This is a genomic window from Faecalibacterium sp. IP-1-18 (assembly GCF_023347355.1).
Classification (GTDB): domain Bacteria; phylum Bacillota; class Clostridia; order Oscillospirales; family Ruminococcaceae; genus Faecalibacterium; species Faecalibacterium prausnitzii.
This window is the reverse complement of sequence record NZ_CP094472.1, coordinates 2,637,206-2,659,766: the sequence shown is the minus strand read 5'-3', so window position 1 is coordinate 2,659,766 and position 22,561 is coordinate 2,637,206. Positions and strand designations below refer to the sequence as shown.

Here is a 22,561-nt window from a genome sequence, read left to right as displayed (position 1 = left end):
TGTGTTGGCAAGGGCAGCGGTGCACCGCCCATATCCTTTATAGTATACCACAACCGCAGCGGGATTTGTAGCGGGCAAATGGCAAAAATATGCCGGGGCGGGCAAAAAACTTTTACAAAAATCGGAATTCAGGAATCGAGAGGATTTGAGAGAAAACGAGCGATTTTGAGAGTTTCAAAAATTTCCGCCGAAAAAATCCAAAAATCATGTTGACAGGCGCGTTTTTGTGTTGTATACTGACACTCGCGCCCCAAAAGGGTGCCTGAAACGTACAAAAAGCTTATCAGGAGGAAATAGATATGAGCACTACTCTCGTAAAGCCCGCTGAAGTCGAGCGTAAGTGGTACCTGCTCGACGCTACCGGCAAGAGCCTGGGCCACGTCGCTGCTGAGGCCGCTGTTCTGCTGCGCGGCAAGCAGAAGGTCGATTACACCCCCAACGTTGACTGCGGCGATTTCGTTGTTGTCATCAACTGCGACAAGGCTGTTCTGACCGGCAAGAAGGCCGAGCAGAAGTTCCACATCACCCACAGCAAGTACATCGGCGGCCTGAAGAAGGTCCAGTACAGCAAGCTGATGGCTGAGAACAGCGATCTGGCTATGACCTACGCTATCAAGGGCATGATCCCTTCCAACACCATCGGTGATAAGGCTCTGACCCGCCTGCACTGCTACCAGGGTGCCGAGCACGCTCACGCTGCTCAGAAGCCCGAGAAGATCGAGTTCTAAGAAGGAGGCAATCGAATATGTACGAAACCAAACCTTATTTCTACGGCACTGGTCGTCGTAAGGATTCCGTTGCCCGCGTTCGCGTTTACACCGGCACCGGTAAGATCACCATCAACGATCGTGATATCGACAACTACTTCGGTCTGGAGACCCTGAAGCTGATCGTCCGTTCTCCGCTGGTCCTGCTGGGCCTGGAGGGCAAGTATGACGTCGTCGTCCGCGTTTCCGGCGGCGGTGTTTCCGGTCAGGCTGGCGCTATCCGTCACGGCCTGAGCCGCGCCCTGCTGCAGCAGAGCGACGAGAACCGTCCTGTGCTGAAGAAGGCTGGCTTCCTGACCCGCGATCCTCGTATGAAGGAGCGTAAGAAGTACGGCCTCAAAGCCGCTCGTCGCGCACCGCAGTTCAGCAAGCGATAATCTACAGCTTAATAATGCTAAAAAAGCCCGGAAATACGCCATTTTCCGGGCTTTTTCTATGCCTGAAATCGCCTGATTCCGATGGTGAAATTTGAGGAAATTTGACTTCAAATTAACCCATTTTGATGGGTTTACCATGGGTTTACGGCCTATTTTTGAGCCTAATGGGTGGGAAAATGGGTTTACAGAAGGCCATTTTGGAGGGGAAATTAGCCCCATATCCTTGACAGATTTTCGGCAAAAATCCGGCTGAAACGGAATGAAAAACAGTGTCAGGTTCGTTTGGCGAGTTCTGACGAATTCTGCAAAAATTTAATATCAGGTATCCTGTTACATAGAGCCTTGGCTCATTCTTTGAAAACGAGAATGGGTCGAGGCTCTATTTTTTTCGCCCGAAATCCGGCGAGACAAATTTGAGCAGGAGGTAACAGGTATGACGGATTTCAATCAGAAGACCCATGACACCGATGTGGGCAGTCATGGCGGACAGTCAAGGCAGATGATGGAGGTGTTTGAGAACCAGGAGTTTGGTTCGATCCGCGTGTTGCAAGAGGCGGGCAAGACCTTCTTCTGTGCAAGCGATGTGGCGAAAGCGTTGGGGTATGTGAATCCCTACGCCGCAGTGAAACGCCATTGCAGAGGCCCCCTAACGAAACGCGAGGGGGTCGTTCAGAAGGTGAATCAGTATGGAGATGCTGGAGAGCAGGTCGTTGAAATCTCCTTTATCACAGAAGGCGATGTTTACCGGCTGATCGTTCACAGCAAGCTGCCATCGGCAGAACGATTTGAACACTGGGTGTTTGATGAAGTTCTCCCGTCCATTCGCAAGCATGGTGTGTATATGAGCGATTCCATTTTGGATCAGGTGATTCAGCATCCGGAGGTCATCTACACACTGGCACAGGAGCTTGTAGCCGAGAGAGAGCAGCTTGAGGGTATCCGCAAACAGCTGGATGCGGCACAGCCCAAGGCAGACTACTTCGACACCTTTGTAAATTCGGAAGATTGCACCTGCATCCGGAATTTCTGTAAGGAAATCGGAATCCCAGAGAAGACGGCAGTAGCTCTCTTACTGGATCACCGCTATCTGTACCGCAGTCCAAGCGGCTGGCTGATGCCTTTTGCAGACAAATCTGCAAGGGGCTATTTTATTGTCCGGGATTGCTACGGCAGAAGCGGAAAACTGGTGCAGCAGACGAGAGTGACCTGCAAGGGAAAGAATCATCTCTTCAAGTTGTTTAAGAAATGGGGTGTGATCGAATGACGCTTTTTACAGAGGGACGCCTTCAGGCGTTTGAACGCATGATGCAGGATACCGGCAAATACCATCGACGGGAGGACAGCGAAGATCGTTCGCGCAAATGTCCGAAGAAAAAAACGGAGCCTGCGAAAAAGGATGGTGAGCACCATGCCGGTATTCAGGGTTGAGAAAAACAGCAATTACACAACGATGTGCAATTACCACCTGCGGGATCAGGGTCTCAGCCTGAAAGGAAAAGGACTTCTCTCTATGCTGCTTAGTTTACCGGACACATGGAACTATTCGGTACGGGGATTATCTTCGATTACACCGGATGGCGTAGATGGGGTGCTTACAGCTCTGAAAGAACTGGAACGTCTTGGATATCTGGAAAGGAACCAGCAGCGTGAGAGTAACGGTCGGATGGGCAGAGCGGAGTATGTGATCTATGAGATGCCAAGGAAAAAGCCGTGTTCGGAATCACCGTGTACGGAAAAGCCGTATACGGTAAATCCGGATACGGACACACCGGTTACGGAAAATCCCGCGCAATTAAGTACTAATAGAACAAGTACTGAAACAATCAATAAAAGAGAGAAGAAGGAAATCCAGCACCGGTATGGCTCATACGAAAATGTCCTTCTCTCTGACACGGAATACGGCAAGCTCCGGCAGGAGTTCCCAGGAGATTATCAGATGCGGGTGGAACGGCTCTCTGAGTATATGGCTTCCACCGGCAGGAGCTACAAAAATCACCTTGCCACAATCCGGAGCTGGGCAAAGAGAGAAAAGCCGAAGTATAACCCGGCAGACTACACATTTGAGGAAGGAGACAGCCTATGAGCGACATGGTGCCTGAAGTATTGAATGCGGCGTTGGATTCGCTCTTTACGCCGAAAGAACCCGGAGAGCAGGAATACCAGGGCGTGGACGGACTGCTGTATTGCCGGAACTGTCATACTCCGGTGCAGTGCAGGGTAAAGCTCTGGGGCAGAGACAAGATTGTTCCCTGCCTTTGCAGATGCCAGCAGGAAGCGATGGCGGAAAAGAAACGCCAGGATGAACTGGTGGAGCGGCAGCGTAAAATCAGGCAGCTGAAAGCAACTGGGATTCAGGAAAAGCATCTTCTGGAATGGAATTTTGGCGTTGCAGAAGACAACAAGGACATCCAGATGGCAAAACGTTATGTGGAGCAGTGGAAAAAGGTCAAGGCTGAAAACCTTGGCCTTTTGTTATGGGGAGATGTCGGAACCGGAAAGTCCTTTGTGGCGGCATGTATAGCAAATGCGCTGCTGGATCAGGGCATTCCGGTTTTGATGACGAACTTCTCCAAAATCCTGAACCAGATGGGTGCCATGTATTCGGAAGAACGATACCGGTATATCGCTTCGTTTTCCAACTATTCTTTGCTGATTCTGGATGATCTGGGAATTGAGCGCAGCACCGAATATGCGCTGGAGCAGGTCTACGCTGTCATTGATGAGCGGTATAAGTCCGGGCTTCCGGTCATTATCACAACCAATCTGAAAATTGCAGAAATCCGCAATCCGCAGGATGTGGCATACGCCCGGATTTACAGCAGGATTCTGGAAATGTGTACGCCGGTGCGAATCAGCGGAGAGGACCGCAGAAAGAGCATTGGAAAAGAAAAACAGCAGGTCGTTAAGGAGGTACTTGATCTATGAAGTGCAAGGCAAAAAAGGCGTTTTTCGCAGGTAAGAATGACATCTATCACCGCTGGAAGGAGGTTAAGAAGCTGAATGGCAAAAGCAAAAACCAGTATTACAACAGAAAACCGCAGTGGCTCAGCTGCCGACGCTGCGGCTAAGGAGAAGCGGACGGAGATGCCGCTTTCTGACCTGCATCCTTTTGAAGGGCATCCCTTTAAGGTGCTGGATGACGAGCTGATGGAACAGACCGTAGAGAGCATCAAGCAGATCGGTGTGGTATCACCACTGATTGTCCGACCTGACCCGGAAGGCGGATTTGAAATTCTTTCAGGACACCGCAGACTTCATGCGGCGCAGCTGGCAGGTTTGGAGACTGTGCCGGTCATCGTCAAGGAAATGGACGATGATGCAGCAATCATCTTTATGGTGGACAGCAACTTGCAGCGGGAGAATATTCTTCCCAGCGAGAGAGCGTTTTCCTACAAGATGAAGTTGGAGGCGATGAAACATCAGGGTCAGAGAAAAGATTTGACTTCGGAGCAATTTGCACCGAAGTTGTCTACGGAGATTATTGGTGAAGCTGTTGGAATGAGTAAGGATACGGTTAAACGCTATATCCGCCTTACCAACCTGATTCCTGAAATTTTGGATATGGTGGATGAGAAGAAAATCGCCTTTAATCCGGCGGTGGAGTTGTCTTACCTGAAACCGTCTGAACAGAAGGAATTTCTGGAGGCAATGGACTATGCACAGGCATCTCCATCCCTGTCGCAGGCACAGCGGCTGAAGAAGCTCTCACAGGAGGGCGGCTGCACGTTGGATGCCATGTGTGAAGTGATGAATGAAATCAAAAAGGATGAGCTTGACCATGTGACGATTAAAAACGAGGTTCTTCGGAAGTATTTCCCGAAATCCTATACGCCGAAGCAGATGCAGGACACGATTATCCGGCTGCTGGAAAAATGGCAGCGAAGTAAACAACGAGATATGGAACGATGAGAAGGAGATTTTTATGATGATGAACTTTAAGAAGAATCAGAACAACGCAGTGTGCAGCATGGATTGCAAGAACTGCCCGCACGGTGCATCGCAGCCCAATCCGATGGATGATCCCATGTTTGAGAAGTCCATTGCGATGCTTCATAACTGGCTGATGCTGGAGGCAATCCGTGAAGATCACCCGAAGGAGCGCATTGTGATGGTGATCCTGCCGGGGGCTGGCGGCGAACTCCTGACCGAGGATGGCAGTCGAGACATCTTTGAGGATGTTTACGATGAGATGGAGGCTGATCTGGTGGCAGATAGGGAACTGCTTCTCCATTATGATAAGAGCGATGTGATCGAGACTGACAGAACCCGCTATCTGTTGGGAGCTGCGGAGGTTTCGGAAATCGACCAGAACGGCAACGAATGCAGCATCAATCTGTTTACGCTGGAACGCACCATCGACTATGTGAACGAGAACCTGACGGTGGTTTCCATTGGCGGCGAGTTGGTTCCGGCACTGCGCCTGATCTAAGGAGGTGCCTATGAAGAAATTTGATGTGGAGATTACAGAGACTCTCCAGAGAAAGGTTTCCGTGGAAGCTGCCTCACAGGAAGATGCGGAACGCATGGTGACGCAGGCGTGGAACAATCAGGACTATGTTCTGGATTCCGGCGATTTCACCGGTGTGGATTTCAAGACCGTGGGAGAACATGAATTGGCAGAGACCAGGACAATGGATGTGCTGCTGGTACAGCCCAATGCCTATCCGAAGAAAATCAGTGTTGGCACGGAGCTGGAAGATTTGCAGGCCATGGTCGGCGGCGATATTGAAGTCACCTATCCATTTGAGGATGAAGTGGCCATTATTCTGAATGAATCCGGCAAAATCAATGGTCTGCCGCTGAACCGTGCGATTTACACCGAAGACGGGGATATGCAGGACATTTATGCCGGTGATTTTCTGGTGGTAGGGCTGACAGAGGATGACTTTGGTTCTCTGACTTCGGAGCAGATGCAGAAATTTGAGGAGCAGTTCCATCAGCCCCAGATGTTCGTTCGTATGGGGCGCAGCATCATGGCGATTCCGGTTCCGGATGACATGGTGAAGAAGATGGAGGAAAAGGCTGCAAAGCCCCAAGAAAAGAGTAAACCGGCACCGGACCGGGACAGTTTGTAAGGAAGGAGGCGGAGATTCATGCAGGAAGAAGTTGAAAATCGTACCGTCAATCTGGCAATCAGTACCACGAAACTGACATTTCGCACTATCGTGAATGGCTATAATGCGTGGAAACGGCACCATCAGGCAAAGGCGGCTCAGAAATCAGCGCAGATGCCGCTTGGAAAGCAGAGCATCAAAGAACTGATCGGTCAGAATCAGGGAGTCAGCAGTATCCCCATTGAGAAAACGGATTTGAAAGGCTTTGAACAGGTGGCGCGGAAATACGGTGTGGATTATGCCATTACGAAAGACCAAAATGTGATTCCACCCAAGTACACGGTGTTCTTTAAGGCGAAGGATGCGGATGCACTGACTTCCGCTTTTGAGGAATTCACCAACCGCAAGCTGAAAGCAAAGGAAAAACCGAGTGTTCTGGAGCAGCTTAACAAGCTCAAAGAACTGGTGGCTGCAATTCTGCCGGATAAGGTTCGTCACAAAAGTCAGGAGCGTGATCTATGAGTAATAAGACCAAGAAGCTGCTGATCCTGAACCTGCCGTACTTCATTGCCGGTCTTGTATGTACCAATCTGGGAGAAGCGTGGAGAATTGCCGAGGGCGCAGACATGTCTGAAAAGCTCCTCGGCTTTCTTTCTGCCCTGGGTGCAGCATTTTCCAACCCGATGCCAAGTCTGCATCCGCTGGATTTGCTGATTGGTGTGTGCTGCGGAGCGGGTCTGCGGCTTGCTGTGTATCTGAAAGGCAAAAATGCCAAGAAATATCGTCATGGTATGGAGTATGGCTCTGCCCGGTGGGGTACGCAGAAAGACATCGAACCGTTTGAAGATCCAGTGTTTGCAAACAATGTGATTCTGACCCGGACGGAGCGGCTGATGATGGGCAATCGCCCGAAGAATCCGGCAAATGCCAGAAACAAAAATGTGCTTGTGGTCGGCGGTTCCGGCAGCGGTAAGACGAGATTTTGGCTTAAACCCAACCTTTTACAATGTCACAGTTCCTACGTGGTCACTGACCCGAAAGGTGATATCGTAATCGACTGCGGCCAAGCCCTTTTGAAGAACGGATACAGTATCCGGATTTTCAATACTATCAATTTCAGAAAGTCGATGCATTATAATCCCTTCGCGTATATTCACAGCGAAAAGGATATTTTGAAGCTGACCACAACCCTCATTGCCAACACTAAAGGGGACGGCAAGGCCGGTGACGAATTCTGGACGAAGGCAGAGACCTTGCTGTATTGTGCTTTGATTGGTTATATCCATTATGAGGCACCGCTGGAAGAGCAGAACTTTGCAACGCTGATTGAATTTCTGAACGCGATGGAAGTGCGCGAGGATGATGAAACCTTTCAGAATCCAGTGGATCAGATGTTTGAAGCTCTGAAAAAGAAAAAACCGAACCACTTTGCTGTCCGCCAATATGCCAAGTTCAAGCTGGCGGCGGGCAAGACCTTAAAGTCGATTCTGGTGAGCTGCGGTGCACGTCTGGCTCCCTTCGATATTGAGGAAGTCCGCGATATCACCATGTACGATGAGCTGTCGCTGGATACGGTGGGAGATAAGAAAACGGCTCTGTTCCTCATTATGAGCGATACAGACCCGACTTTTAATTTCCTGATTTCGATGATCTATACACAGCTGTTTAACCTGCTGTGCGAGAAAGCGGATGATATTTACGGGGGCAGATTGCCGGTGCATGTGCGCTGCCTGATTGATGAGTGTGCGAACATTGGTCAGATTCCAAATCTGGAAAAGCTGGTAGCCACCATCCGATCAAGAGAAATCTCGGCATGTCTGGTACTTCAGGCACAGAGCCAGTTGAAGGCAATCTACAAGGACAATGCCGATACCATCATCGGCAATATGGATTCTCGTATTTTCCTTGGCGGTTCGGAGCCGACTACGCTGAAAGAGCTGAATCAGGCATTGGGAAAAGAAACGATTGATCTGTACAACACTTCCGATACCAGAGGCAACAGCCCATCTTACGGCACCAATTACCAAAAGGTTGGGCATGACCTGGCTTCGGTGGATGAACTGGCTGTGCTGGATGGCGGAAAGTGCATTTTGCAGCTGCGCGGTGTCAGACCGTTCAAGTCAGATAAATACGATCTGACCCAGCATCCGAACTACAAGCTCACTGCCGGTGCTGATAAGAAAAACACGTTCAGCATCGAGACGTTTCTCGATCATCGGCTGAAGCTCAAGCCCGGTGATAAGTACGAAGTAGTTGATGCAGATCATGCCAAATAAGTTTGTTCCGGTGACGAAGATGTCATGGGTACGCTGCTGGTAACAGAATAAGATAAGGGGCGGCGAGCTGCCGCCTCTTTACATAGCCAGGTTTCTGATTGGGATTGGAGACCTGGCTATATGTTTGCCCATTTGCAGGTGCACATGCAGATGGAAAATCACTATTCATTAGCCCGCAAGGGCGCATCGTACAAGGAGGTACACATTTATGGCATTTTTCAACAGCGCAGTAACCGTTCTTCAGACTCTTGTCATCGCACTGGGTGCCGGTCTCGGCATCTGGGGAGCCATCAACCTGCTGGAGGGCTACGGCAACGACAACCCCGGTGCCAAGTCTCAGGGCATGAAGCAGCTGATGGCTGGCGGCGGCGTGGCACTGATCGGTACGACTCTGGTGCCGCTGCTTTCCGGTCTGTTCGGTTAAGCAAAAGCTGTCGGAGCGAAGATTCCGGCCGGGCGGCGAAAGCTGCCTGTTACATAGTCAGGTGCAGGCAATCTCCGCAGCTGGCTATTTTCTGCGCTCTCTGGCAGGTGCACATGTTGGAAGTATGGCGCAGAACCGCAGTTTAGAATCGCACCGGCGGATAGGCCGGACAAGTTACAGGAGGACAAATCTATGGCGTTTCTTACTACAACTGCATCGGCACTGTCTCTTTTCTCTCAGCTGTTCATGCTTCTGTCCCGGATGGCGAAGCTGTTCGGCGTGTTTGCGTAAGGAAGGAGGCGGCTCATGCAGAGTATCCTTGAACAGATCACAGATTGGCTCAAGAGCATGATCATCAGCGGTATCATGGGAAATCTTTCAGGGATGTTCGATTCGGTCAACCAGCAGGTTGGACAGATCGCAGGCGATGTGGGAACCACACCGGCGAACTTTTCACCTGCTGTTTTTTCTATGATCCGCAACATCTCGGAATCCGTGATCCTGCCCATTGCCGGAATGGTGCTGACTTTCATCGCCTGTTATGAGCTGATCCAGATGCTCATTGAGCATAACAATCTGGCAAATTTCGAGACATGGACATTTTTCAAATGGGTCTTTAAGACCTTTCTGGCAGTGACCCTGATCTCGAACACATTCAATATCACGATGGCTGTCTTTGATGTGGCGCAGCAAGTGATCTCCCGAAGCGGCGGGCTGATTTCCGGCAGTACGTCCGTCAGCGATGCGACCCTGACAGCAATGCAGGCCACGCTGGAAGGCATGGACTTAGGACCGCTGCTGGGACTGTATTTGCAGACCTTTGTGGTTCAGGTCACGATGCTGGCGTTGTCGGCTATCATCTTTGTCATCGTGTATGGCCGAATGGTGGAAATATATCTCATGGTGAGCCTTGCGCCGATTCCGTTCGCAACCTTTGGAAACCATGAGCAGAGCCATACCGGTCAAAACTATCTGCGCTCCCTGTTTGCACTGGGATTCCAGGGCTTTCTTATCATGATCTGTGTAGGCATCTATGCAGTTCTGATTCAGAACCTGTCCTTTTCGGATAACATCATCAGCAGCATTTGGGGCGTTTTGGGCTATACGGTTTTGCTGGCATTTACGCTGTTTAAGACGGGAAGCCTCGCGAAATCCGTGTTTGCAGCGCACTAAGAGAGGAGGAATGATTCATGGCATCTTATATTTCTGTGCCGCGAGACCTTTCAAAGGTCAAGACCAAGGTCTTTATGAACCTGACCAAACGGCAGATTCTCTGCTTCGGAGCCGGTGCGCTGATTGGCGTTCCGGTTTTCTTTTTGCTCAAATCCAGCGGAAATCTGAGCCTTGCTGCACTTGGCATGATGGCAGTGATGCTGCCGCTCTTCTTTCTTGCCATGTACGAGAAAGACGGTCAGCCGCTGGAAGTGGTGGCAAAGCATTTCTATGAGGCGAAGTTCAAGAGGCCGAAAACGCGGCCTTACAAAACGAAAAATTACTATGCACTGCTGGTTCAGCAGGCAGACGTGGAAATGGAGGTAAATCGCATTGTTCAAAATTCTCGAAAAGCTGACAGCGAAGAATAAAAAGCAGGATGACATCCGAATGCCGTCTCATCTGTCAGCCGCAGAGCAAAAACAGGTGCAGACGGTGATTGATCGTGCAAGGGGTGACCGCACGGTTCCGCATTCGGCACAGGAGAGCATTCCTTTTCAGCGGATGTTCCCGGACGGTATTTGCCGTGTGACGGACAATTACTACACCAAAACCATTCAGTTTCAGGACATCAATTACCAGCTGGCGCAGCAGGAAGATCAGACGGCTATCTTTGAGGAATGGTGCAGCTTCCTGAACTTCTTTGATTCCAGCATCCGCTTTGAGCTTTCTTTTATGAATATGGCTACGGATGCCTCGAATTTTGAGAAGATGGTGCGCATCCCGTACCAGAAGGATCATTTTAATCCGGTACGCACAGAGTACAGCACCATGCTCCGCCGTCAACTTGCCCAGGGCAACAACGGCCTGACCAAGACGAAGTACCTGACGTTTGGCATTGAGGCGGAATCCATGAAGCAGGCAAAGCCGAGGCTCATTCACATCGAGATCGACCTGATGAACAACTTCAAACGCTTGGGTGTCCGGGCAAAATTGCTTAACGGCAAGGAACGGCTTCATTTGATGCACGATATGTTCCACATGGGTGACCATGACCGATTCAATTTCGATTGGAAGTGGCTGCCGGAGAGCGGGCTGTCGGTAAAGGACTTTATTGCACCGACCGGTTTTGCCTTTCCGAAGAACCGTGTTTTTCAGATGGGTGGGATGTATGGTTCCATGTCCTATCTCCAGATTACGGCTTCCGACCTGTCGGATCAGCTGCTGAAGGACTTTCTGGATATGGAATCCAGCCAGATTGTAACCATGCACATTCAGTCGGTAGACCAGAACAAAGCAATCAAGTCTATTAAGCACACCATCACGGAGCTGGATCGTTCCAAGATTGAGGAACAGAAGAAAGCTGTACGTTCCGGATACGATATGGACATCATTCCGTCCGATTTGGCAACTTACGGTAAGGACGCAAAGGCACTGCTGAAGGAATTGCAGAGCCAGAATGAGCGTATGTTCCTGCTGACCTTTCTGGTGATGAACACCGGCGAAACGGAGCAGGAGCTGGAAACCAATGTGTTTCAGGCTTCCAGCATTGCACAAAAGTACAACTGCAACCTGCGCCGTCTGGACTTCCAGCAGGAGCAGGGGCTGATGAGCTGCCTGCCGCTGGCACAGAACCTGATTGAGATTCAGCGCAGCATGACTACCAGCAGCACGGCAATTTTCGTGCCGTTTACCACCCAGGAACTGTTTCAGACCGGGAAAGAGGCTCTGTACTATGGGCTGAATGCTTTGTCCAACAACCTGATTATGGTTGACCGGAAAAAGCTCAAAAACCCCAACGGGCTGATTCTGGGTACCCCCGGTTCCGGTAAATCCTTCTCTGCCAAGAGAGAAATCGCCAATGCGTTCCTGGTGACGGATGACGATGTAATCGTGTGCGATCCCGAAGCTGAGTACACAGCACTGGTGCAGAAATTTGAGGGGCAGGTCATTAAAATCAGCCCTTCCAGCACGCAGTATATCAACCCAATGGACATCAATGCGAACTATTCGGAAGAGGATAATCCGATTGCCCTGAAAGCAGATTTCATCCTGTCCCTGTGTGAGCTGATCGTGGGCGGAAAAGAAGGCTTGCAGCCGGTAGAAAAGACGGTCATCGACCGCTGTGTTCATCAGATTTACCAGACCTATTTTGAACACCCGGTGCCGGAGAACATGCCCGTTTTGCAGGATTTGTACGAAGCTCTGCTCCGGCAGGATGAAAAGGAGGCACACCATGTGGCAACGGCACTGGAAATCTATGTAACCGGTTCTCTGAACCTGTTCAACCACCGCACCAACGTAGATATCAATAACCGGCTGGTCTGCTATGACATCAAGGAGCTGGGCAAGCAGCTGAAAAAGATCGGGATGCTGGTGGTGCAGGATCAGGTCTGGGGGCGTGTGACCGCCAACCGTAATGCCGGTAAAGCCACCCGCTACTATATGGACGAGTTCCATCTGCTTTTGAAAGAAGAGCAGACAGCGGCCTACAGCGTGGAAATCTGGAAGCGATTCCGTAAATGGGGCGGTATTCCCACCGGCATCACCCAGAATGTGAAAGACCTGCTTTCTTCCCGCGAAGTGACGAACATTTTTGAAAACAGCGACTTCATTTATATGCTGAATCAAGCAGCCGGTGATCGTCAGATTCTGGCGGATCAGCTGAATATCAGCCCACATCAGCTGTCCTATGTGACCCACTCCGGTGAAGGCGAAGGACTGCTGTTCTACGGAAATGTGATTTTGCCGTTCGTTGATCGTTTCCCGACCGATCTGGAACTGTACCGGATTATGACGACAAAATTAACCGAAGTGCAGGAAGCGAAGGAGGCGTAAGCGATGGCTGGCAAGAAAAATCCGAATCTCGGAGACAAGCTGCGGCAGGAGCGCGAGGGTGCGGAGAACACCCTTCGCGATTCCAGAAGCAAAACCGCAGATAGCAGTACGGGAGACGGCGGCAAGAAAAAAGCGGAACACCGAAGGCAGATTCGTCACGAGGCCGATCTTGCTAAGATGCGCAGTAAGAAGCTGAAATCAGATCAGGAAGTAAAAGCGAAAAAGAATGCAGCAGCTTCCGGGAAAAAAGGCGGAAAGCCAAAGAAGCCGGGAAATCTTGCGGCAGATGCACTTTCAGCCAAGGCACATCAGAGTGTGCGCAATGCCGACCAGGATAATAATTCTGGTGTGGAGGCAGCGCATTTTACCGAAGGCTCAGCGGAAGGTGCAGCCCGTGCTGGTTCCCGGTTCCAATATGGTCGAAAGCTGCGGCAGTACAAAAAGCTGGAGCGGTTGGAGAAAAAGGGAAATAAAGATGCCGTAGATTCCATCTTTGCGGAACGCATGAAGTCTGATCCGCAGGCTGGTTCCAATCTCTTTTCCCGATGGCGGCAGAAGCAGGCCATCAAAAAAGAGTATGCCGCTGCGAAGGCAGGTGCGGCCGCTGCGGAGAACACAGCATCTGGCACAGCCAAAGCTGCACAGGGTACTGTCAGTATAACGGAAAAGGCATTTCAGTTTGTGCAGAGCCACTCGCATATCATCATCGGTATCGCAGCCGTGGGACTGCTTGTTTTGGTGATTGCCGGGTCGGTTTCGTCATGCTCCGTCTTGATCAATGGCGGCGGCAATGTGGTGCTGGGGACTTCCTACACGGCAGAAGATGAAGATTTGAAAGGCGTGGAGACGGATTATACCAGGCTGGAAGATAAACTTCGCAAACAAATCGACCGCATTGAAACCGACCATCCGGGCTATGACGAGTATCGCTACAATCTGGCAGAGATTGGTCACAATCCCTATGAGCTTGCATCTCTGCTGACCGTAGAATTTGAAAACTATACGAGAAGCCAGGTGCAGGCGCGGCTCCAGAGTATTTTTGAAGCGCAGTATGAGCTGAAGTTGGAGGAAAAGGTGGAAATCCGGACAAGGAAGGAAACCCGTGTGGGCTATCGCTACAATCCAATCACCGGAACCGGACACACCTACACCTATCAGGTGACGGTACAGTATGAGTATAAAATCCTCAATGTAACACTGCTCAATCGGGGCGTTGACTATGTTGCAAGAAATTCCGGCCTTACAGATGACCAGCTGCAACGATACGAAGTCACACTGGAGTGCCGGGGCAATCGAGATGACCTGTTTGCAGGCATAGCCTTTGCAACGCCGGATGGCGCGGGTTCCAGCGGAGAATACCAGGATTACGACATTCCGGGCGAAGCTCTGACGGATGAAAAATTCCGGAAGATGATTACCGAAGCAGAGAAATATCTCGGTTATCCCTATGTTTGGGGCGGCAGCTCGCCGAGTACCAGTTTTGACTGCTCCGGTTTTGTAAGCTGGGTCATCAACCACTGCGGCAATGGCTGGAATGTAGGCAGGCAGACGGCCAACGGTCTGATGGGAAAATGCGACATTATCCCGAAGAGTGAGGCAAAGCCCGGAGACCTGATCTTCTTCCAGAAAACCTACAACACCAGTGGCGCATCCCATGTGGGCATTTATGTCGGCAACGGGATGATGATCCACTGTGGCTCACCAATTTCCTATGCTTCCATTGAGACGAGCTACTGGCGGCAGCACTACTACTGCATGGGAAGAATTCGATAAAAATAGGGCGTTTATTCGCCCGGAAAGGATACGATATGAGCTTGAAACTGGAAAAGATTGCTGCGGAGCGCGAGAAAGCCCGCAGGAAACGCGATGAATGGGAGGAGCGCAGAAAGGAATGGGACAGAAAGTACCACGAGCAGGAAAACAGCGAAATCTGTGAAATGGTACATGCCCAGAGCCTGACCCCGGAACAGCTGGCAGTCATCATTCAGCTGGCGCAGGCTGCGGTTCCCAACCCGGAGAACCTGAAACTGGATGAGAAAGAAACGGAGGATATGGAATGAAAAAGATGATGGCAATGCTGCTTGCCAGCGTGATGGCGGCAGGAACCTTTACGACCACTGCATTTGCCTATACGGGCGATGATGTGCAGAAGAACACGCCTGTCAGTACCGCTGCACAGGAGACGGATGCAGCAGAAAGCACAAATGCGGGGAAAACGGACAATACCGACAGCATCGAAATCGACCCGGACATGCAGGTTCTGCCGGATGGCTATGAGGTCTCTACGGATGCGGATGGGAACCTGATCGTTACGGTGGGCGGCAAAGAATACAATATCGGCAGCGAAAAGTCCCAGAAGCAGACTGGTACGGTGGTGCCGGGGATCACCAGTCTGCATTTTCGTTCCGGTCCCGGCATGGATCAGGAGATTATCGGATATCTGCATTCCGGCGATACGGTGGAGATTGTCGAAAAATGCGGTGACTGGTATAAGGTAAACTTCAACGGCAAAACCGGGTATGCACATGGAAAGTACCTGAATGTCACGGATTCTGCAAAAGACAGCAGCATGTTCAGTGAAGATGCGCTGAAGCTGTTTCTGGATCTGATGCAGAGTGGAATGTCATACGAGGATGAGACGAAATCCAGTGCAGCTTTGACTCCGGAAGGAAATATGACGCTGGTGGACGATATCGGTGAGGAAGAAGATAAATCCAGCCAGCAGTTCATTACGCTGGTGACAAAGGCGGGCAACACCTTTTATCTGATCATCGACCGCGATAAAGACGGCAACCAGAATGTGCATTTCCTGAACATGGTGGACGAGGCCGATCTGCTTGCGCTGATGGATGAAGAGGAAGCTGCCAAGTATCGGGAGAAGGAGCCGGAAGTCACGGAACCTGCGGAAACCGAAAAGCCGCAGGAGACGGAACCGGCACCGGAAGAGCAGAAAACAGAGAGCGAGCAGAAGAAATCGTCTCCGCTTCCGATGATTATGCTGCTTCTGTTTGTGATCGGTGCAGCCGGTGTCGGCGGTTATCTCTATATCAAGATGAAGGGCGTAAAGCCTGCGTCCAAGAAAAATCAGCCGGACCCGGATGCGGATTATCACGATGAGGATGAAGATACGCTCCAGCTGCCGGAGGATGATGGTGACGAGGACGAAGAAGTGGATGTCAACGAGGATTATGAAGCGGAATCGGACGATGAACCTGTCTGATTAACGCAGCGTTGACCGGTGGGGCGGCTGAAAAGCCGTCCCCTTTACATAGCCAAATGGTTGGTGGGTGAACTGTTTTGGGCTATGAAGCTATGGACTCTGTAGGCGATATCTGATAAAATAGAAAGTAAGAACAGCTCAACAACTCGGAATTTTACCATTCAGATTTCCGTGCTCTGCCACTTTTATGAGCGTTCTTTTCAGTATTTTGCCACTTTCATGAGGGAATAATCCGTGCTTCATTACACTTTCATGAGCGAATTTATGCTGTAATATGACATTTTCATGAGGGAATTGGTGCTTCGATGCGACGTGAGGAGGTAGTGGGCGGAGGCATGGGCGCGATAAAGGCAACGAGTGCGAATGGGTGGACGCGACGTGAGAAGGTGGAGGGTGCGGACGCGTGGGCGCGGAGTGAGCAGGCGGAGGGCCGAGACATTGGCCCGGGAAAAGTGAGCAGAAATATACGAGTGTCAACGGGAGGGTTTTATGGTACAACTAGAAGTAGTTTTTTGATGGAGGTGCCTATGGAGCCGAAGGTCAGTATCATCGTGCCGGTGTATAACGCGGAGAAGAGTCTCGCGCGCTGTGTGGACAGTATTCTGAATCAGGAGTTTCGGGATTTCGAGCTGATCCTCATGGATGATGGAAGTAAGGATCGGTCCGGGGAGATCTGCGACGGATATGCGCGGGCGGATGCGCGCGTGGTGGTCGTGCATAAGGAGAATACGGGGGTGTCGGATACGCGAAACCAGGCGATCGCGCGGGCGCGGGGTACGTTTCTGCAGTTCGTGGACAGTGATGACTGGCTGACGGCGGATGCGACGAAGCTGATGGTGCGGGCGGCCGAGGAGACGGGCTGCGACATGGTGATCGCGGATTTCTATCGTGTCGTCGGAGAGATGGTGTCGCAGAAGGGGGATATCGACGCGGACCAGGTGATCGGGCGTGAAGCGTTCGTTGGCTTCATGATGGAGAACCCGGCGGACTACTACTATGGGGTGCTGTGGAATAAGCTGTACCGGCGCTCGCTTGTGGAGGCGCACGGGATCCGGATGGATGCGAAGCTCAGCTGGTGCGAGGATTTTCTGTTTAATCTCGAGTATGTGCGCTATGCGACGACGTTCTATGCGCTGCGGACGCCGGTCTACTATTATGTGAAGACGAAGGGTTCGCTGGTGAATCAGAAGATCAGCTTCGCGCGGACGGTGGAGATGAAACTCGCGATGTTCGAGTGCTACAACGACTTCTTCAAGCATGTGCTGGATGAGGATGCGTATGAGCGGAAGCGGCTGCAGGTCTATCATTTTCTAGTGGATGCGGCGAAGGATGGTTTCGTGTTCCCGGCGACGATTCCGGGGACGCAGAAGCTCGGTGAGGAGCGGAGCCAGGCGCTGCAGGAGGTGATTTCGGAGGATGGGATCATCGTGGAGAAGTACCGCGACCGGAAGCTGCTCGAGCGCTATCTCGAGTCGGTGGCGCTGAAGTATGATATGACGCTGGCGGAGCTGTCGCTGCTGCTGTATCGGAAGGACGCGGGAAAGGCGCTCACTCGAGGGGCTGAAGCGCAGATGCCTGCGCGGGAAGATGCCGTGGAGGCGACTGATCGAAAGGATGCCGGAAAGGCGCTGAGCCGGAAGGATCTCGCGGAGCTGATGCATATGAGCCGCGGGGATCTGCGCGCCGCGCTGCAGAAGCTGGTCTCACGCGGGATGCTCGAAGTGGTCGACGTGCCGAGGAAACGACGTGAAGCGGCGGAAATAGCCGAGGCGACCGGTCTTTTCGGAAAGCGTGGCGAGGCACAGGATGCAGACGCGAACGGAATGACGAAGAAAAAACGCGAGCCGCGGAAGATTCGTCTCGAGCTGCTGCCGGCGTCGGATGCGGTGCTGCAGGATATCGCGGCCGCGGAGCGTGACTACGAGCAGGCGAAGTTCCGGGGATTTACCGAGGACGAGCTCCGGCAGTATACAGCGCTCGAGCGGCGTGTGCAGGAGAACGAAAAGCAGATACTGCAGAAGTGAGGATGGGCAGACGAACACCATCAGCGATGCCTGGCGATGAGTCAGCGAGGGGCAGAATGCGTTGCGGCGAGGCACAACGCATGCGCGGAGTGATGATGTGGAGGGCCGAAACATGGGCACAAGCGAGTAGGAGGCGGTGACTAGCCGCCGTCCTCTCACACCACCGTGCGTACCGTTCGGTACACGGCGGTTTCAACAGTTGACGTGCATAGACTGATAAGCTGTGGCAAGATCATAAAAGCCCCAGTTTGTAGACCTAAAACAGAATACCGTTCCTTACATAGCAGTCATGCGCTTCGGTGCCTGGCTGCTAATTTTTTTGCGAAAGGAGCAGTATCGAATGAAGCTTGTATTAGCGGAAAAGCCCTCGGTTGCCATGAGTCTCTCGAAAGTGATCGGGGCAGATCAGCGCGGGGACGGTTATATGGAGGGCAATGGCTACCTTGTCAGTTGGTGTGTGGGGCATCTGGTGGAACTTTCCCAGCCGGAAGCCTATGATGAAAAGTATGCAAAGTGGAAGTATGATGATCTTCCGATTTTGCCGGAACATTGGCAGTATCAGGTGTCCGCCAGCACGAAAAAGCAGTTCGGAATCCTGAAAAAGCTCATGCAGCGGAAAGATGTGGAGAGTCTGATCTGTGCAACCGATGCAGGGCGTGAGGGCGAACTGATTTTCCGACTGGTTTACCATCAGTGCGGCTGCAAAAAGCCGGTGGAACGGCTTTGGATTTCATCAATGGAGGACAGTGCTATCCGGGAAGGCTTTCAGAAGCTCAGACCGGGAACAGAATATGATGCCTTATATGAGGCGGCTTTATGCCGGGAGCGAGCCGACTGGATTGTCGGAATCAACGCCACCCGGCTTTTTTCATGTCTGTATGGGCAGACCCTGAATGTGGGGCGCGTGATGACACCAACGCTTGCGATGGTGGTTATGCGAGATGCAGCAATCCGGGCGTTCAAGCCGGAGCCGTTCTACTCGGCAGAATTAAAATTTCGGGATTTTCAAGCGGGCGGTGAGCGAATGAAAGAAAAAGCAGAAGCAGAAAAACTGGTGGCAGAGTGTTGCCAGGCAGGAAGTGCCATCATTACCAAGGTAGAGCAGAAAGAAAAATCAGAGAAGCCCCCGGCCTTGTTTGATCTGACATCGCTTCAGAGAGAAGCAAACCGGCAGCTGGGATTCACTGCCCAGCAGACCTTGGATTACACGCAGGCTCTGTACGAGAAGAAACTCGTGACCTATCCCCGTACCGACAGCCGGTATCTGACGGATGATATGGCACCGCTTGTGCCGGAACTTGTTTCCGTGATTCAGCAGAGCTTTCAGATTCAGCCGGATGCACCGGCACCGGTGAATACAGCACAGGTCATCAATACCAAGAAAGTTACCGATCACCATGCTATTATCCCTACAAAAACAGCGGCGGGTTATGACATTTCCTCTCTTCCCAGTGGAGAACAGGCGATTCTTACCATGCTGACGGTGCGGCTGATTTGCGCGGTAGGCACTCCCTGCCGCTATGCAGAGACCATAGTAGAAGCCGAGTGCGCCGGTCAGAAGTTCCGCACGAAAGGCAAAACAGTCACGGATATGGGCTGGAGGCAATATGCAGGAAAGGCAGTTGAAGATGCTGAGAAGAATGCAGAGGCAGGTGAACTTCCGATACTTTCGGAAGGCATGACACTGGAACTTGCCGGTGTCGATCTGAAAGAGGGCAAGACCAGCCCGCCTAAGAGATTTACCGAAGATCTTCTGCTTTCAGCGATGGAGAGTGCCAGCTCGGATGAATTTCCGGCTGGTGTAGAGCGAAAAGGCATCGGCACACCAGCTACACGCGCTGCCATCATCGAAAAACTGGTGCAGAAAGGCTTTATCGAGCGTAGGGGTGATAAGAAAACGAAATACCTTTGCTCTACGGACAAGGGAAATGCGCTGGTGACGGTGGTGCCGGAACAGATTCAGTCTCCATCCATGACGGCAGACTGGGAGGAAAAACTGCTGAAAATAGAACACGGCGAGTATGACAGCGATGCCTTTATGGGCGAAATCAGCAGCATGGTCAGCGGACTTGTTAAAACCTACGAGGCTGTAAAAGGAGCCGATGTGCTGATGCAGCCGGAATGCAAAGTCATTGGTTCCTGTCCCGCCTGCGGCAGTGATGTCTGCGAAACGGCAAAAGGATGGTTTTGCAGGGATAAGAGCTGTAAATTTGCGCTCTGGAAGGAAAACAGGTTTTTTCAGACACTGGGAAAGCAGATGACAGAGGAACTGGCAAAGCAACTGGTAAATCGTGGAAAAGCACGGCTTACCCATTGCTATTCCAGGAAGTCCAATCGTTACTATGACACAACCGTTCATGTAGAGACCGGCGAGGACGGTGCAGCAGCATTTAAGCTGGAGTTTGGAGGTAAAAAATGAGCATGAAAATGATGAATGCAGCTTATCTGGTGGATAATGTCGCTCTGCTTTCCTTGCAGGAAAAGCAGGACGGCGTGGAATTCCATTGTTTTGATATGGACAGCAAGGTGCAGATTGCCGAGGGACACATTGGCTGGGATGTGTTGGATAAACAGCCGTTTTCTACGCTGGAAGAAAGCGCGAGGGTGGCAGCACTCAAGGAGATTCCCCAGCTGGACGGTCTTACCGTTGCGCCGGTAGCCCCGGAGATGCTGGAGCAGATGCGCGGCGGCAGAAAGGTTCTTTGGCAGATGAAAAAGGCTGATCCTGAACTGGAGAATGCTAAAAATATCCGGTTTATCACCAGCAGCTACGAGGATCGTTTCAAAATTCCGGATGGCAGTGCAGTGGAGATCGAGTATCCGAACCGGAAGTTCTCAGCTCGCTGCGAATATATGGACGAATATCATTTGCGCCTGGGGTATGATGTTTTGCACATCTGTCAGCTGGCAGAAATGCTGGAACGCGGCGGTGGTACATGCCGCCCGGAGCCGCTGATTACGGAAGAACGCAGTGCATGGGATTTGGGAAGCAAGGGCTTTCTTGCCATTCAGACCTGTGAGGACGGTTACGACTATACCTTATATCATAAGGACTTTACGGAAATTGACGGTGGACAGATCGACAACCCGGAAATCAGCATGAATGCAGCCAGAGACCAGATTCTTTCGGATTATGGGTTCGGTGGCCGCACCATGACGCGGATTGACTATGATGAACTTTGTGATCGTGCAGAGGAAGCGGAAATCAGCAGACGGGAATCTGTGCTGGGTAAACTCTCGGATTTGTCTTCCAGAACGGATACGCCGGTGAAAGCTGCCAAGGCGAAGGAGGCAGAGCGATGAAATACAAGCTTACGAAGGCAGAGCAGGAAACCGTCATCAATTTTGATAATGAACTGGATAACGCCAGCATTTATACCCATGACAGCCGCCTGATTAAGAAGCTTCGGGAACTGCGAAAACAGTATCCGGAGCAGTTTATTTTGGAGCACCGGGAGCATGGGTCGGTCACTTATACGATTCCGAAACGCTGCGTTGGTATCCGACCGCCTTATAGTGAAAAGCGGCGGGAACAGCAGCGGAAGGAAGCAAAGGAAAACGGCCTGCCGTTTATGGAGAAGGGAGAAATGAACGATGGCAAGAATTGAAAAATGGGATGAAGTGCATGGAACGCAGGCACCGGACGAAAGAATGATGGCATTTCTCGACAGTACTACCGACCAGTATGCGATTTTGCAGCTTCGCCGCAGCGAGGATACGGTATATGAACGCTTTTCGTCTATGCGCGAACTGGAACGGATGGGGCTGGAACCGGATATTGACCATTATGAGGTGGTTTATACGGCTCCGCTTCTTCCCTACAAGGATCAGAATACGATGTTGGAGGAACTGTATGCGAAATTCAATGTTTCCCGCCCTGATGATTTTACTGGTCATAGTCTTTCTGTGTCTGACATCGTGGCTTTACGGCAGAATGGTGTTGTAAGCTGTCACTATGTGGATTCCATCGGCTTCCAGGAACTGCCCGGATTTTTGAAACCGGAGAAATACCTGAAAGCCGCAGAAATGGCGATGGAGGACGATTACGGCATGATTGACGGCGTAATCAATAACGGAAAGAAGGAAGAACCGGTGGAGAAAGCATCGGTTCTGGATCAGCTGAAGGAAAAGCAGGAGGCTGTGCCGCCTGCGCCGCCTCGCAGGTGCTGCGAAGAAAAGGAGTTATAAATGCGTTTTACGGATGACGAATGGATGCTCATGATGCTTTACAGCCCTGGCACACGGACAGGGCTGATCGAAGAGCTTCAAAAGATGCAAAAAAGTCTGACGGGCAGAGACAGAAACCTGCGCAGGTGGACGGCCTCGCTGCTTGCAAAACTGGCAGAGATGACGGATGCAGAATATGAGGCACTGGATTTGTATCCGGACGAATAAAGGAGAGGAGGAAAAAGACAGATGATGACGAAAA

24 protein-coding genes are annotated in these 22,561 nt (G+C 51.4%); all 24 read left to right on the top strand.

What is annotated here, in order from left to right; translation table 11 throughout:
* The first annotated feature begins 299 nt into the window (after positions 1-299).
* The 24 genes from rplM (at position 300) to MTP43_RS12515 (ending at position 22,527) form a co-directional block, all read left to right on the top strand.
* Positions 300-728: a 50S ribosomal protein L13 gene (gene rplM / locus MTP43_RS12630; protein ID WP_005921094.1), complete on the top strand. Its 429-nt coding sequence runs from the start codon at positions 300-302 to the stop codon at positions 726-728.
* Between the two features lie 17 nt (positions 729-745).
* A complete protein-coding gene (rpsI, locus tag MTP43_RS12625; protein WP_005921092.1) occupies positions 746-1,144 on the top strand; it encodes a 30S ribosomal protein S9 in 399 nt (132 codons plus the stop codon).
* Positions 1,145-1,577: 433 nt separating this feature from the next.
* Positions 1,578-2,408, top strand: a complete 831-nt coding sequence (locus tag MTP43_RS12620) for a phage antirepressor Ant (RefSeq protein ID WP_002576413.1) — start codon at positions 1,578-1,580, stop codon at positions 2,406-2,408.
* The gene (locus MTP43_RS12615; protein WP_171032223.1) at positions 2,405-2,572 is read left to right on the top strand and encodes a hypothetical protein; all 168 of its coding nucleotides are present in this window, start codon (positions 2,405-2,407) and stop codon (positions 2,570-2,572) included. The genes MTP43_RS12620 and MTP43_RS12615 overlap by 4 nt, the downstream gene beginning before the upstream one ends.
* Positions 2,553-3,227: a helix-turn-helix domain-containing protein gene (locus MTP43_RS12610; protein ID WP_097772875.1), complete on the top strand. Its 675-nt coding sequence runs from the start codon at positions 2,553-2,555 to the stop codon at positions 3,225-3,227. Before MTP43_RS12615 ends, MTP43_RS12610 begins: the two co-directional genes overlap by 20 nt.
* Entirely contained in the window at positions 3,224-4,069 is an 846-nt protein-coding gene (locus MTP43_RS12605; protein ID WP_005929990.1) for an ATP-binding protein, read from the top strand. Before MTP43_RS12610 ends, MTP43_RS12605 begins: the two co-directional genes overlap by 4 nt.
* 75 nt (positions 4,070-4,144) lie before the next feature.
* The gene (locus tag MTP43_RS12600; RefSeq protein ID WP_005929988.1) at positions 4,145-5,053 is read left to right on the top strand and encodes a ParB/RepB/Spo0J family partition protein; all 909 of its coding nucleotides are present in this window, start codon (positions 4,145-4,147) and stop codon (positions 5,051-5,053) included.
* Between the two features lie 13 nt (positions 5,054-5,066).
* Positions 5,067-5,573 carry a hypothetical protein gene (locus tag MTP43_RS12595; protein WP_249234872.1) on the top strand — a complete coding sequence of 169 codons (507 nt, stop codon included), beginning with the start codon at positions 5,067-5,069 and terminating at the stop codon, positions 5,571-5,573.
* 10 nt (positions 5,574-5,583) lie between these two features.
* Entirely contained in the window at positions 5,584-6,219 is a 636-nt protein-coding gene (locus MTP43_RS12590; RefSeq protein ID WP_002576407.1) for a DUF3846 domain-containing protein, read from the top strand.
* 18 nt (positions 6,220-6,237) lie between these two features.
* Positions 6,238-6,720, top strand: coding sequence for a PcfB family protein (locus tag MTP43_RS12585; protein ID WP_005929980.1), 483 nt, complete (start codon positions 6,238-6,240; stop codon positions 6,718-6,720).
* Positions 6,717-8,474, top strand: coding sequence for a VirD4-like conjugal transfer protein, CD1115 family (locus MTP43_RS12580; RefSeq protein WP_005929977.1), 1,758 nt, complete (start codon positions 6,717-6,719; stop codon positions 8,472-8,474). The genes MTP43_RS12585 and MTP43_RS12580 overlap by 4 nt, the downstream gene beginning before the upstream one ends.
* 208 nt (positions 8,475-8,682) lie before the next feature.
* On the top strand, positions 8,683-8,898 hold the full coding sequence (locus MTP43_RS12575) for a Maff2 family mobile element protein (protein ID WP_002576404.1): 216 nt from the start codon (positions 8,683-8,685) through the stop codon (positions 8,896-8,898).
* Positions 8,899-9,204: 306 nt separating this feature from the next.
* Complete coding sequence (locus MTP43_RS12570; protein ID WP_005929916.1) at positions 9,205-10,071, top strand: VirB6/TrbL-like conjugal transfer protein, CD1112 family; 867 nt, start codon at positions 9,205-9,207, stop codon at positions 10,069-10,071.
* Between the two features lie 17 nt (positions 10,072-10,088).
* Positions 10,089-10,481 (top strand): PrgI family protein, encoded by a 393-nt coding sequence (locus MTP43_RS12565; protein WP_002576402.1) that lies wholly within the window; start codon positions 10,089-10,091, stop codon positions 10,479-10,481.
* A gap of 19 nt (positions 10,482-10,500) precedes the next feature.
* Positions 10,501-12,888, top strand: a complete 2,388-nt coding sequence (locus MTP43_RS12560; RefSeq protein WP_005929911.1) for a VirB4-like conjugal transfer ATPase, CD1110 family — start codon at positions 10,501-10,503, stop codon at positions 12,886-12,888.
* Positions 12,889-12,891: 3 nt separating this feature from the next.
* Positions 12,892-14,661: a CD1108 family mobile element protein gene (locus MTP43_RS12555; RefSeq protein WP_154265822.1), complete on the top strand. Its 1,770-nt coding sequence runs from the start codon at positions 12,892-12,894 to the stop codon at positions 14,659-14,661.
* A gap of 35 nt (positions 14,662-14,696) precedes the next feature.
* Positions 14,697-14,948: a DUF4315 family protein gene (locus MTP43_RS12550; RefSeq protein ID WP_005929904.1), complete on the top strand. Its 252-nt coding sequence runs from the start codon at positions 14,697-14,699 to the stop codon at positions 14,946-14,948.
* The gene (locus MTP43_RS12545) at positions 14,945-16,108 is read left to right on the top strand and encodes a CD1107 family mobile element protein (RefSeq protein WP_005929902.1); all 1,164 of its coding nucleotides are present in this window, start codon (positions 14,945-14,947) and stop codon (positions 16,106-16,108) included. The genes MTP43_RS12550 and MTP43_RS12545 overlap by 4 nt, the downstream gene beginning before the upstream one ends.
* A gap of 527 nt (positions 16,109-16,635) precedes the next feature.
* Entirely contained in the window at positions 16,636-18,132 is a 1,497-nt protein-coding gene (locus MTP43_RS12540) for a glycosyltransferase (RefSeq protein WP_242410986.1), read from the top strand.
* 340 nt (positions 18,133-18,472) lie between these two features.
* Positions 18,473-20,551: a DNA topoisomerase 3 gene (locus tag MTP43_RS12535; RefSeq protein ID WP_035393366.1), complete on the top strand. Its 2,079-nt coding sequence runs from the start codon at positions 18,473-18,475 to the stop codon at positions 20,549-20,551.
* On the top strand, positions 20,548-21,435 hold the full coding sequence (locus tag MTP43_RS12530; RefSeq protein ID WP_005929893.1) for an LPD16 domain-containing protein: 888 nt from the start codon (positions 20,548-20,550) through the stop codon (positions 21,433-21,435). The genes MTP43_RS12535 and MTP43_RS12530 overlap by 4 nt, the downstream gene beginning before the upstream one ends.
* Positions 21,432-21,740: a hypothetical protein gene (locus MTP43_RS12525; RefSeq protein ID WP_005929890.1), complete on the top strand. Its 309-nt coding sequence runs from the start codon at positions 21,432-21,434 to the stop codon at positions 21,738-21,740. The genes MTP43_RS12530 and MTP43_RS12525 overlap by 4 nt, the downstream gene beginning before the upstream one ends.
* Entirely contained in the window at positions 21,727-22,320 is a 594-nt protein-coding gene (locus tag MTP43_RS12520; protein WP_005929886.1) for a YodL domain-containing protein, read from the top strand. The genes MTP43_RS12525 and MTP43_RS12520 overlap by 14 nt, the downstream gene beginning before the upstream one ends.
* Positions 22,321-22,527, top strand: coding sequence for a transposon-transfer assisting family protein (locus MTP43_RS12515; protein WP_005929883.1), 207 nt, complete (start codon positions 22,321-22,323; stop codon positions 22,525-22,527).
* Positions 22,528-22,561 lie beyond the last annotated feature (34 nt).